Below are 14357 nucleotides of genomic sequence, written 5' to 3' on the forward strand. Positions count from 1 at the left end.
CCACAATATATTACCACAAGTGTTTTACTGAAAATTTTTTAGGGGTGGATCTGTCGATGAGTCAAATGATTCAATATGGAAAGCACGCTAAACGCAGAAGCTACGCAAGGATTGAAGAGAAGTTAGAGCTACCTAACTTGATCGAAATCCAAACGAACTCTTACGAATGGTTTTTAGAAAAAGGTCTACTTGAAATGTTTAGAGACATTTCGCCGGTTGAAAACTTTGCTGGAAATTTATCGCTTGAATTTGTGGATTACAAGTTAGGTGAACCGAAGTATGACGAAGATGAAGCAAAAAACCATGATGCAACGTATTCTGCTCCATTACGTGTGAAAGTTAGATTAGTAATTAAAGAGACAGGTGAAGTTAAAGAGCAAGAAGTATTCATGGGTGACTTCCCACTGATGACGGACAAAGGTACGTTTATTATCAATGGTGCAGAGCGTGTTATCGTTTCACAGCTTGTACGAAGCCCTTCCGTTTACTATTCAGAAAAAATCGAGAAGAATGGAAAACTTGGCTATGGCGCAACAATCATCCCGAATCGTGGTGCGTGGTTAGAGTATGAGATCGATGCAAAAGACATCGTATATGTACGTATTGACCGCACGCGTAAATTACCAATTACCGTATTGTTACGTGCACTGGGGTTTGATACGGACCAAGATATCATCAATATACTTGGTGATAATGAATATGTGCGTAACACATTGGATAAGGATTCGACTGAAACTGTGGATCAAGCACTTCTTGAAATTTACGAGCGACTTCGTCCAGGTGAGCCACCGACGGTAGATAACGCACGTAACTTACTACACTCTAGATTTTTCGATCCGAAACGCTATGACTTAGCGTCAGTAGGACGTTACAAAATGAACAAGAAGTTACATTTGAAAAACAGATTATTCAACCAAGTGTTAGCAGAGAATATTGTTGATACTGAAACTGGCGAAATTATCGCTGAAGAAGGATCTACAATCGACCGTCGTACACTCGATGATATTTTAGAACAATTAGAATCAACTGCAAATCTGCAAACTTACCACTTAGAAAAAGGACTTCTTGACGAACCGGTAGAAGTTCAATCAATTAAAGTAAAAGCACAAAACGAAGAAGATAAAACAACAGTCATCATCGGAAACGCATTCCCTGACTTAGAGATGAAGTCAATTACGCCTTCAGATATCATCGCATCAATGAGTTATTTCTTTAACTTACTCTATGGTGTTGGACATACAGATGATATCGACCACTTAGGTAACAGACGTTTGCGCTCTGTCGGTGAATTGTTACAAAACCAATTCAGAATTGGTCTTTCTCGTATGGAACGTGTTGTGCGTGAGCGTATGACAATCCAAGATACAGATTCATTCACACCGCAACAATTGATTAACATCCGTCCTGTAATTGCTTCGATTAAAGAATTCTTTGGATCGTCTCAGTTATCACAGTTCATGGATCAGACCAACCCACTTGCAGAATTAACGCATAAGCGTCGTCTATCTGCATTAGGGCCAGGTGGTTTAACGCGTGAACGTGCAGGTATGGAAGTGCGAGATGTACACTACTCACACTACGGCCGTATGTGTCCAATTGAAACGCCGGAGGGTCCAAACATCGGACTGATCAATACGTTATCAAGTTTCGCGAGAGTAAACGACTTCGGTTTCATTGAAACGCCGTATCGTCGTGTCGATCCTGAAACGAATCGCGTGACAAATGAGATTGATTATCTGACTTCGGACGAAGAAGACAACTATGTTGTTGCACAGGCAAACGCAATCTTAGATGAAGATGGCAATTTTGTTAATGATGAAATTATCTGTCGCTTCCGAGGTAACAACACGAAGATGCCGAGAGAACGCATGGACTACATGGATGTTTCGCCAAAACAAGTCGTGTCAGCTGCGACAGCTTGTATCCCATTCTTAGAGAATGACGATGCGAACCGTGCACTGATGGGTGCAAACATGCAACGTCAAGCTGTGCCGTTGTTGATCCCAGAAGCACCGCTTGTCGGTACAGGTATGGAACACATCGCAGCGCGTGATTCTGGTGCTGCTGTCATTGCACAACATCGTGGAATTGTTGAACACGTTGAGGCAAAAGAAATTCGCGTGCGTCGTTTAGAAAAGCGTAATGGTAAAGAAGTAGAAACAGAACTTGATGTTTACAAATTATCGAAATTCGTACGTTCTAACTCTGGAACATGTTATAACCAAAAACCAATTGTCTCAAAAGGTGACACGGTTGATAAGAAAGAAATTTTAGCCGATGGTCCGTCAATGGAACAAGGGGAAATGGCACTCGGTCGTAACCCAGTTGTTGCATTCATGACTTGGGACGGTTACAACTATGAAGATGCTGTAATCATGAGCGAACGATTAGTTAAAGATGATGTATATACATCGATTCATATTGAAGAATACGAATCAGAGTCTCGTGATACTAAACTTGGACCAGAAGAGATTACACGTGATATCCCGAATGTTTCTGAAAATGCGACGAAGCAACTGGATGATCGCGGTATCGTGTTCACAGGTGCTGAAGTTAAAGATGGCGACATCTTAGTTGGTAAAGTAACACCTAAAGGTGTTACTGAATTAACAGCCGAAGAACGCTTATTACATGCCATTTTCGGTGAGAAAGCACGTGAAGTGCGCGATACATCACTCCGTGTACCACACGGTGCAGGCGGTATCGTCCTAGACGTTAAAGTCTTCAATCGTGAAGATGGTGACGAGTTATCTCCAGGTGTAAACCAACTCGTACGTGTTTACATCGTTCAGAAGAGAAAGATTTCTGTTGGGGATAAGATGTGTGGTCGTCACGGTAACAAAGGTGTTATCTCAAGAATTTTACCTGAAGAAGATATGCCGTACTTACCAGATGGTACGCCGGTAGACGTGATGTTAAACCCACTTGGGGTGCCGTCGCGTATGAATATCGGTCAGGTATTAGAAATGCACTTGGGTATGGCGTCGCGCAGCTTAGGCGTGCGCATGGCATCGCCAGTATTCGATGGTGCAAATGAAGAAGATGTTTGGAACACGATGGAAGAAGCAGGTTTAGCACGCGATGGTAAAACTGTCCTATATGATGGTCGTACAGGTGAGCCGTTTGAAAACCGTATTTCTGTCGGCGTAATGTACATGTTGAAACTCGCTCACATGGTAGACGATAAACTCCATGCGCGTTCAACTGGACCATACTCACTCGTTACGCAACAGCCACTTGGTGGTAAAGCACAATTCGGTGGTCAGCGCTTCGGTGAGATGGAAGTATGGGCACTTGAAGCATATGGTGCTGCATATACATTACAAGAGATCTTAACAGTTAAATCAGACGACACTGTCGGTCGTGTGAAAACATATGAGGCAATTGTTAAAGGTGAAAACGTTCCACAACCAGGTGTTCCAGAATCATTCCGCGTATTGATGAAAGAGCTTCAAAGCTTAGGATTAGACGTCAATATTATGGATGAAAATGATAAAGAAATTATTCTTCGTGACCCTGAAGATATTGAGCCAAGTGAAGTTGAAATTTCAACAGACGAAGAGGTACCGACTGACGTTAGTATCACTGAAGAGTTAAATTAATCTCCGTCAATATTAGGGAGGAACAAGCATTGATAGATGTAAATAGATTTAAATATATGAAAATTGGTCTGGCGTCATCTCAGATGATTCGTAACTGGTCAAAAGGTGAAGTGAAGAAACCTGAAACGATTAACTATAGAACGCTGAAGCCAGAAAAGGATGGCTTGTTCTGTGAAAAGATTTTCGGTCCAACAAAAGACTGGGAATGTGCGTGTGGTAAGTATAAGCGTGTGAAACACCGCAACCAAGTATGTCAGCGCTGTGGTGTACAAGTGACACGTGCAAAAGTTCGTCGTGAACGCATGGGTCATATTGAACTCGCAGCACCTGTATCGCACATTTGGTATTTCAAGGGTATCCCATCACGCATGGGATTACTCCTTGATATGTCACCACGTTCGTTGGAAGAAATCATTTATTTCGCATCTTATACAGTCATCAAGCCAGGTGCTTCTGGATTAGAGAAGAAGCAGTTGTTAACTGAACGTGAATATCGTGAATACAAAGATAAGTTCGGCAATGACTTCGTCGCTAAAATGGGTGCTGAAGCAATTAAAGATCTACTCGATCAAGTTGATTTAGAAGAAGAATTAAAATTACTTCGAAGCGAACTTGAAACTGCGACAGGTCAACGTCTAACACGTGCGATCAAACGTCTTGAAGTCGTAGAGTCATTCAGAAATTCTGGTAACGAACCATCATGGATGGTCCTTGACGTATTACCGATTATTCCACCGGAAATTCGTCCGATGGTTCAGCTTGATGGTGGACGTTTCGCAACGAGTGACTTAAATGATTTATACCGTCGTGTCATCAACCGTAACAACCGTCTGAAACGTTTACTAGACCTCGGTGCACCAGGCATCATCGTTCAAAACGAGAAGCGTATGTTACAAGAAGCTGTCGATGCCCTGATTGATAACGGTCGTCGTGGTCGTCCGGTAACTGGACCGGGTAACCGTCCGTTAAAATCTTTGTCACACATGTTAAAAGGTAAGCAAGGTCGATTCCGTCAAAACTTACTCGGTAAGCGTGTTGACTATTCCGGTCGTTCGGTTATCGTCGTTGGTCCAAACTTGAAGATGTACCAGTGTGGTCTTCCAAAAGAGATGGCACTTGAACTGTTTAAACCGTTCGTCATGAAAGAATTGGTCGCACGTGAAAGTGCAACGAACATTAAAAATGCAAAAGGTAAGATTGAGCGTATGGAAGATGACGTCTGGGATGTATTAGAAGATGTCATCAAAGAACATCCAGTACTATTAAACCGTGCACCAACGCTCCACAGATTAGGTATTCAAAGTTTCGAAGCAGTACTTGTTGAGGGTCGTGCAATTCGACTGCACCCACTCGTAACGACTGCTTACAACGCAGACTTTGACGGTGACCAAATGGCTGTTCACGTACCTTTATCTAAAGAGGCGCAAGCTGAGGCACGCATGTTAATGCTCGCTGCTCAGAATATCTTGAACCCGAAAGATGGTAAGCCAGTCGTTACACCATCTCAGGATATGGTACTTGGTAACTATTACTTAACGCTTGAGCGTGAAGGTGAGCGCAACGAAGGTCACGTCTTCAAAGATATGAATGAAGTGGTCATGGCTTACACGAATGGTTTTGTCGACTTACACACGCGTATTGGTCTTCATACAAATGGTTTTGAAGCACAGAAAGTCAAAGACGAGCATAGAAACAAAGTGCTTGTTACGACAGTTGGTAAAGTTATCTTTAACGAGATTATGCCACCTTCATTCCCATACTTAAATGAACCGACGAAAGAAAATCTTGAGGTGGCAACACCAGATAAGTATTTCTATAGCATGGGAGAAGTTGGAGAGCATGGTCTAAAAGGTATATTAAAAGAGGCTGAACTCGTTGATCCATTCAACAAGAAGTACCTCGGACAGATCATCGCTGAAGTATTTAATAAATTCCATATTACTGAAACTTCAGTCATGCTCGACTTGATGAAAGATTTAGGATTTAAATATTCATCTAAAGCGGGTATTACCGTTGGTGTATCTGACATCGTTGTACTACCAGATAAACAAGAAATCATTAACTCAACTGAAGAGAAAGTTGAAAAAGTTCAAAAACAGTATGAGCGTGGTTTAATTACTGAAGATGAGCGATACGCGAATGTCATTGACCTATGGACAACAGCCAAAGATGAGATTCAAGTCAAGTTGATGAAATCATTAGATAAAGTTAACCCAATCTACATGATGAGTGATTCAGGTGCCCGAGGTAACGCATCAAACTTTACACAGCTTGCAGGTATGCGTGGATTGATGGCCAACCCGGGTGGTCAAATCATCGAGTTACCGATCAAATCAAGCTTCCGTGAAGGATTAACAGTACTCGAGTACTTTATCTCGACGCACGGTGCGCGTAAAGGTCTTGCCGATACAGCACTGAAAACAGCGGACTCAGGTTACTTAACACGTCGACTTGTTGACGTTGCACAAGATGTTATCGTACGTGAAAAAGATTGCGGTACAGATAAAGGACTTTATGTTGAGGCAATTACAGAAGGTTCAGAGCTAATCGAACCGCTGATTGCACGTCTTGAAGGACGTTATTCAAAAGAAGAAGTCAAACATCCAGAAACAGATGAAGTAATCGTTAAAGCAAATGAGTTGATCACACAAGAGATGGCCAAAGAAATTGTGAACGCTGGAATCGAAGGCGTTGTCATCCGTTCGGCATTTACATGTAACACACGTCATGGTGTTTGTGAACGCTGTTATGGTAAAAACCTTGCAACAGGTGAAAAGGTTGAAGTGGGTGAGGCAGTTGGTACAATTGCAGCACAATCAATCGGTGAGCCTGGTACACAGTTAACGATGCGTACATTCCACACAGGTGGGGTTGCAGGTAGTGATATTACTCAAGGTTTACCGCGTATTCAGGAATTATTCGAAGCGCGTAATCCGAAAGGTCAAGCGATTATTTCAGAAGTTCGTGGTCAAGTATCAGAAATCGAACTTGTTAAAGATAGACAGCAAGAAATTAAAATTGTCAGCGAGCAAGAGACAAGAACTTATCTTGTGCCAGCTGCAGCACGATTACTCGTTGAAGTTGGGGATGAAGTCACACCAGGTGAACGCTTGACAGAAGGTTCGATCGAACCGAAAGAATTGCTTGCAGTTGCCGGACTTGATCGCACACAAGAATATCTATTAAAAGAAGTTCAAAAAGTATACCGTATGCAGGGTGTTGAGATCGACGACAAGCACGTCGAAGTAATGGTCCGTCAAATGTTACGTAAAGTACGTATCATCGATGCAGGAGATACGACGTTATTGCCAGGTGCACTCGTTGATATCCACGCATTCACAGATGCGAACCGCGCGATCTTTAAGAAACGTAAACGACCAGCAACAGCGAGTCCTGTCTTGCTCGGTATTACGAAAGCGTCACTTGAAACAGAGAGCTTCTTATCCGCTGCAAGTTTCCAAGAGACGACACGCGTACTTACTGAAGCGGCAATCAAAGGTAAGCGCGATGACTTACTCGGCTTGAAAGAGAATGTCATCATCGGTAAGCTCATCCCAGCAGGTACAGGTATGGCGAGATATAGAGATGTTGATATCGATGTCGACTATATTGAGGATCCAACTGTTGCAGAAGAGCAAATTGAAGAAACACCGTTGTTTAACGAAAACTAATACAACAGAAAAATTCCAAGCACTTTGCTTGGAATTTTTTCTCAATGATTTGTTGACATCATAGGTCTGTGATGGTATTATTATTAAGGTTACTTTATTATGAGCAAAGTCTCATTTGAAGTACGATCACTTGTAAGAATTATTCTTACACATTTTTTATTGTTTAAAAATGAACCACCCGGAAGTGTGGTATTAAGAAAAGGGAGGAGGACCATAATGCCTACTATTAACCAATTAATCAGAAAACCTCGTGGAACTAAAGATACGAAATCTAAATCTCCTGCATTAAACAGAGGATTTAACTCTTTAAAGAAACAAGTGACTCATGAAAATGCGCCTCAAAAACGTGGTGTTTGTACTCGTGTTGGTACGATGACACCAAGAAAGCCGAACTCAGCTTTACGTAAATATGCGCGTGTGAGACTTTCTAATAACGTTGAAGTGAATGCATATATCCCAGGAATTGGTCACAACTTACAAGAGCACTCAGTTGTACTTATTCGTGGTGGACGTGCAAAAGACTTAGCTGGGGTACGTTACCATGTTGTACGTGGTGCACTAGATACTTCAGGTGTTGAAACACGTCGTCAAGGCCGTTCATTATACGGAACTAAAAAACCTAAAAACTAATCGTATTTTAAAAAGATAATCATGAGGAAGGAGGAACTTGTATGCCTCGTAAAGGTCCAGTAGCTAAAAGAGATGTATTACCAGATCCGATTCACAATTCAAAATTGATCACTAAATTAATCAACAAAATGATGGTTGATGGTAAGCGTGGTACATCACAAAAGATTTTATATTCTGCATTTGATTTAGTAGAAGAGCGTTCAGGAAGAAATTCAATGGAAGTTTTTGAAGAAGCAATCAATAACATCATGCCAGTACTTGAAGTTAAAGCACGCCGTGTCGGTGGTTCTAACTACCAAGTACCAGTTGAAGTTCGTCCAGAACGTCGTACAACTTTAGGACTTCGTTGGCTTGTAAACTACGCGCGTCTGCGTGGGGAAAAGACAATGGTAGAACGTTTAGCAAACGAAATTCTTGACGCTGCTAACAACACTGGTGGTGCTGTTAAAAGACGTGAAGATGTACACAAAATGGCTGAAGCTAACAGAGCGTTTGCACATTACCGTTGGTAATAGTAATCTGTATTTAGCAATTGAATTTTAACCTATTCCTTGGAAGGAGAAACAATCCCAATGGCAAGAGAATTCTCGTTAGAAAAAACGCGTAACATCGGTATCATGGCTCACATTGATGCTGGTAAAACGACAACGACAGAACGTATTCTTTATTACACAGGTCGTATTCACAAACTTGGAGAAACTCACGAAGGTGCATCTCAGATGGACTGGATGGAGCAGGAGCAAGAGCGTGGTATCACAATCACATCAGCTGCAACAACTGCACAATGGTTAGAGCACAGAGTTAACATCATCGATACGCCGGGCCACGTAGACTTCACAGTTGAAGTTGAACGTTCATTACGTGTACTTGATGGTGCAGTAACAGTACTTGATGCTCAATCAGGTGTAGAACCTCAAACTGAAACGGTTTGGAGACAAGCAACGACATATGGCGTACCACGTATCGTATTCATTAACAAAATGGATAAGACTGGTGCTGATTTCGAATATTCTCTAGGCACACTTCGTGAAAGACTTATGGCAAATGCTCACCCAATTCAGTTACCGATCGGTGCTGAAGATCAGTTCAATGGTATCATCGATTTAGTCGAAATGAAGGCATACAGCTACGGGAATGACTTAGGAACAGAAATCGAAGAGATTGAAATTCCAGAGGAATACCGTGAGAAAGCTGAAGAAATGCGTGAAGGCTTAGTTGAAGGTGTTGCAGATGTTAACGAAGAATTAATGGACAAATACCTTGGTGGAGAAGAAATTTCAATCGATGAGTTGAAAGCGGCAATCCGTCAAGCAACTGTTGATGTTGAATTTTATCCGGTAATGTGTGGTACAGCATTTAAGAACAAAGGGGTTCAGTTATTATTAAATGCAGTCATTGACTACTTACCATCTCCATTAGATGTTAAGCCAATCGTCGGCCACAAAGCAGATAATCCTGATGAAGAGATTATTGCTAAACCAGATGATTCAGAACCATTCGCGGCATTAGCATTCAAAGTTATGACAGATCCATTCGTTGGGAAATTGACTTTCTTCCGTGTGTACTCTGGTCATCTTGAATCAGGTTCATATGTACAAAACACAACAAAAGATAAACGTGAGCGTGTTGGACGTATCTTACAGATGCATGCCAACAGTCGTGAAGAAATTCCTACAGTGTACGCAGGAGATATCGCTGCTGCAGTCGGTCTTAAAGATACAGGTACAGGTGACACATTAACAGATGAGAAGAATAAAGTTATCTTAGAATCTATGGAATTCCCTGAACCAGTTATTCACTTATCAGTAGAACCGAAATCAAAAGGTGACCAAGATAAGATGACAAACGCACTTGTTAAGTTACAAGAAGAAGACCCGACTTTCACTGCACGGACAGATAAAGAAACTGGACAAGTTATTATCGGTGGTATGGGTGAATTACACCTAGATGTACTTGTTGACCGTATGAAGCGTGAATTCAAAGTAGAATGTAACGTTGGTGCTCCGATGGTATCTTACCGTGAAACGTTTAAACAGTCTGCATCAGTACAAGGTAAATTCTCTCGTCAGTCTGGTGGTAAAGGTCAGTACGGTGACGTTCATATCGAATTCACTCCGAACGAACAAGGTGCTGGTTTCGAATTCGAAAATGCAATCGTCGGTGGTGTTGTTCCACGTGAATACATTCCTTCAGTTGAAGCTGGTTTAATCGATTCAATGGAGAAAGGTGTTCTTGCTGGATACCCAATGGTAGACATTAAAGCGAAATTATTTGACGGTTCATACCATGACGTTGACTCATCTGAAATGGCGTTCAAGATCGCTGCATCACTTGCATTAAGAGAAGCAGCAAAAGTTTGTGAACCAGTTATTTTAGAGCCAATGATGAAAGTTGAAATCGTTATGCCAGAAGAATACATGGGAGACATCATGGGTGACGTTACAAGTCGCCGTGGCCGTGTAGACGGAATGGGTGCTCGTGGTAATGCTCAAGTTGTTAATGCGTTTGTACCACTTTCTGAAATGTTTGGATATGCAACATCACTACGTTCAAATACTCAAGGTCGTGGAACTTACACAATGGCATTTGATCACTACGAAGAAGTACCTAAGTCAATTTCTGAAGAAATCATCAAGAAAAACAAAGGTGAATAATCCTGTAATCTTGATTTTTAGCAATAAATGATTTATAAATAATTTATAGTATTAACTTAGGTGGGGCCTAGGTTCTGCCTAATATTAAATATTAAAAACTTATCTTAAGGGAGAGTATATTAAAATGGCAAAAGAAAAATTTGACCGTTCGAAAACGCATGCGAATATCGGTACAATCGGACACGTTGACCATGGTAAAACTACATTAACAGCTGCAATCGCAACTGTATTATCTAAACATGGAGAGGGTTCAGCTCAGTCTTACGACATGATCGACAACGCGCCAGAAGAAAAAGAGCGTGGAATTACAATCAACACGTCTCACATCGAGTACGAAACTGAAACACGTCACTATGCACACGTTGACTGCCCAGGTCACGCTGACTATGTTAAAAACATGATCACTGGTGCTGCACAAATGGACGGTGGTATCTTAGTAGTATCTGCTGCTGATGGTCCAATGCCACAAACACGTGAGCACATCTTGCTTTCACGTAACGTTGGTGTTCCAGCATTAGTTGTATTCTTAAACAAAGTTGACATGGTTGACGATGAAGAATTATTAGAATTAGTTGAAATGGAAGTTCGTGAATTACTTTCTGAGTATGACTTTCCTGGCGACGACATTCCAGTAATCGCAGGTTCTGCACTTAAAGCACTTGAAGGTGTACCTGAATACGAAGAGAAAATCTTAGAATTAATGGCTGCAGTGGATGAGTACATCCCAACTCCAGAACGTGAGTCTGACAAGCCATTCATGATGCCAGTTGAAGACGTATTCTCAATCACTGGTCGTGGTACAGTTGCTACAGGACGTGTTGAGCGTGGAAAAGTTTCAGTGGGTGACGAAATTGAAATCATCGGTTTAACTGAACAGTCTTCTAAAACAACTGTTACTGGTGTAGAAATGTTCCGTAAATTATTAGATTATGCTGAAGCTGGTGACAACATTGGTGCTTTATTACGTGGTGTTGCACGTGAAGACATCAACCGTGGTCAAGTATTAGCTAAGCCTGGTACAATTACACCACATACACACTTCTCTGCAGAAGTTTACGTATTATCAAAAGAAGAGGGTGGCCGTCATACGCCATTCTTCACAAACTACCGTCCACAGTTCTACTTCCGTACAACGGATGTAACGGGTATCGTTCATTTACCAGAAGGAACTGAAATGGTAATGCCTGGTGATAACGTTGAACTTAAAATCGAATTAATTTCACCAATCGCAATTGAAGAAGGAACTCGTTTCTCAATTCGTGAAGGTGGACGTACTGTAGGTTCAGGCGTTGTAACTTCAATCGAAAAATAATTAAATTTTTAAATCACTCGTTGATCATATGATTAGCGGGTGATTTTTTTATGAAGAAAAATAGTTAGGACATAGTTGAAATTTTTTCAAATATCATGGAAATATTTGTATCTAAAATTTCTCATCAAATATATTTACAATATATTTAAACTTTATTAATAATCTTATGATAAACTTCAGAGTGCGTGTTTATTAATACTAGGAGGATCTATCTTGAATAATAAAAAACAAAAGTTCTCAATTCGAAAGTTTAATGTTGGTGTTGGTTCCGTTCTTATTGGTTCATTAGTAACTATCGGTGTGACTCAAAATGTATTGTCAGAAGAAGTTGTTGATGAGACGTTAGAGGGTCAACTAGAAGATATACATATTGAAAGTGATGAAGAAATCGTATCAGAAGAAATTGTTGAAGAACAAGTAGAAGATATTTCAGAAGAGATTGAAGTTGAATCTAGTGAAGAAGTAGAAGAAGCTGGTGTACCTGAAGTAGAGGAAACAGTAGTTGAAGAGGTTGAAGTTCAACAAGAAGTAGAACAACAACAAGAAGATGTACCAGATGCAGAACAGTATGAACCAAATGTGTCTCACGTGTACAAAATGTTTAGATCAGCTACGACAGAAGAAGATATTGTAAATGCTGTATCAATTCCAGATTATGAAGGTACTTATACAATTGAAAGCACATCAAGTCTTCCAGGAGCGATGATTAATCGTGAACATGCAGTTGAAGCGCTTGTCACGTTTGAAGATGGATCTATGAAAAACATTGTTGTTCCAGTGACTGTGTTAGGAATGGGTCCAAGCACTCAAATAGTAGAAAATCCTACAGTAGATGTATTAAATCATGGGGATGAATTACCAAATCCAGAAGATTATATCGTGAACATGGATGAAATCCGCGCATTCTATGCACAATATGATATGGAAGTGACTGCAGTTTGGGGACAGGCCTATCATTCTGAAGAAGAAAAAATCGACAAATATTTCAGTGAAGATACTAAATTCACACTAATTCGGATTCTTGTAGATGGCGAACGATTAACACTTAAAACATTCCAAATCGATGTACAAGAAGTTGAAGTACCAGACGCTGAACAGTATGAAGTTGAAATTGATCATGTGTATAAGATGTTCAGATCAGCGACGACTGAAGAAGATATTGTAAATGCTGTATCAATTCCTGATTACGAAGGTACGTACACAGTAGAAAGCACATCAAGTCTACCAGGTGCGATGATTAATCGTGAACATAAAGTCGAAGCGCTCGTCACTTTTGAAGATGGATCTACGAAGGAAATTATTGTTCCAGTAACAGTGTTAGATATGGGTCCAAGAACACAAATTGTAGAAAATCCTACAGCAGAAGCATTAAATTATGGTGACGAACTACCTAATCCAGAAGATTATATCGTGAACATGGATGATATTCGTGCATTCTATGCACAGTATGATATGGAAGTAACAGCAGAATGGGGTCAAGCATATCATTCTGAAGAAGACATCATTGACAAATATTTCAGCGAAGATACTAAATTTACACTAATTCGTATCCTTGTCGATGGTGAGAGATTAACGCTCAATACATTCCATATCGATGTACAACCAGAAGAAGTACCAGATGCTGAACAGTATGAAGTTGAAATTGATCACGTGTATAAGATGTTCAGATCAGCGACGACTGAAGAAGATATTGTAAATGCTGTATCAATTCCAGATTATGAAGGTACTTATACAATTGAAAGCACATCAAGTCTTCCAGGAGCGATGATTAATCGTGAACATGCAGTTGAAGCACTTGTCACGTTTGAAGATGGATCTACGAAAAACATTGTTGTTCCAGTGACTGTGTTAGGAATGGGTCCAAGAACACAAATTGTAGAAAATCCTACAGCAGAAGTATTAAACTATGGTGACGAACTACCTAATCCAGAAGATTATATCGTGAACATGGATGATATTCGTGCATTCTATGCACAGTATGATATGGAAGTAACAGCAGAATGGGGGCAAGCATATCATTCTGAAGAAGACATCATAGACAAGTATTTCAGTGAAGATACTAAATTCACACTTATCCGAATCCTTGTCGATGGTGAGAGATTAACACTTAATACATTCCAAATTGATGTACAACCAGATGAGGACGATGCGGAAGTTTACGAAGTTGAAGTAGATCATATTTACAAAGGGTTCAAATCACCGAAGTCACCAGCTGTGACAGAGGAGGACATTGTAAAGGCAGTAACAATTCCAAATTACGACGGCGATTATACAGTAGAGATTACTTCAAGTTTAGATAGAATACGCACACCACAAAATTATGAGGTTGAAGCAGTGGTTAGATTTGAAGATGGCTCAACTCAAAATATAACAGTGCCTGTGTCAGTTTTACCTCCAGGTCAAGCCAAAAAGTTCTTTAATGGAAAGTGATCGTTCAAGAACTAGCCATTGAGTGAGTTTAAGATTAATTGTATACCTTGGTGGGTCT

Annotated in this window: 7 protein-coding genes; all 7 read left to right on the forward strand. The window is 40.6% G+C overall.

Going from position 1 to position 14357, the window contains the following annotated elements:
- Positions 1-56: 56 nt before the first annotated feature.
- The 7 genes from rpoB (at position 57) to BMW30_RS07135 (ending at position 14299) form a co-directional block, all read left to right on the forward strand.
- Positions 57-3602, forward strand: a complete 3546-nt coding sequence (gene rpoB / locus BMW30_RS07105; protein ID WP_091475262.1) for a DNA-directed RNA polymerase subunit beta — start codon at positions 57-59, stop codon at positions 3600-3602.
- Positions 3603-3631: 29 nt separating this feature from the next.
- On the forward strand, positions 3632-7273 hold the full coding sequence (rpoC, locus tag BMW30_RS07110) for a DNA-directed RNA polymerase subunit beta' (RefSeq protein WP_091475264.1): 3642 nt from the start codon (positions 3632-3634) through the stop codon (positions 7271-7273).
- A gap of 216 nt (positions 7274-7489) precedes the next feature.
- The gene (gene rpsL / locus BMW30_RS07115) at positions 7490-7903 is read left to right on the forward strand and encodes a 30S ribosomal protein S12 (protein ID WP_091475266.1); all 414 of its coding nucleotides are present in this window, start codon (positions 7490-7492) and stop codon (positions 7901-7903) included.
- 41 nt (positions 7904-7944) lie between these two features.
- Positions 7945-8415: a 30S ribosomal protein S7 gene (rpsG, locus tag BMW30_RS07120; protein ID WP_091475268.1), complete on the forward strand. Its 471-nt coding sequence runs from the start codon at positions 7945-7947 to the stop codon at positions 8413-8415.
- A 60-nt stretch (positions 8416-8475) separates the two neighbouring features.
- Entirely contained in the window at positions 8476-10557 is a 2082-nt protein-coding gene (gene fusA, locus BMW30_RS07125; RefSeq protein ID WP_091475270.1) for an elongation factor G, read from the forward strand.
- A gap of 124 nt (positions 10558-10681) precedes the next feature.
- Complete coding sequence (tuf, locus tag BMW30_RS07130) at positions 10682-11869, forward strand: elongation factor Tu (RefSeq protein WP_091475272.1); 1188 nt, start codon at positions 10682-10684, stop codon at positions 11867-11869.
- A 213-nt stretch (positions 11870-12082) separates the two neighbouring features.
- A complete protein-coding gene (locus BMW30_RS07135; RefSeq protein WP_180366255.1) occupies positions 12083-14299 on the forward strand; it encodes a Rib/alpha-like domain-containing protein in 2217 nt (738 codons plus the stop codon).
- Positions 14300-14357: the final 58 nt, after the last annotated feature.

This window comes from Aliicoccus persicus, from assembly GCF_900110815.1.
Classification (GTDB): domain Bacteria; phylum Bacillota; class Bacilli; order Staphylococcales; family Salinicoccaceae; genus Aliicoccus; species Aliicoccus persicus.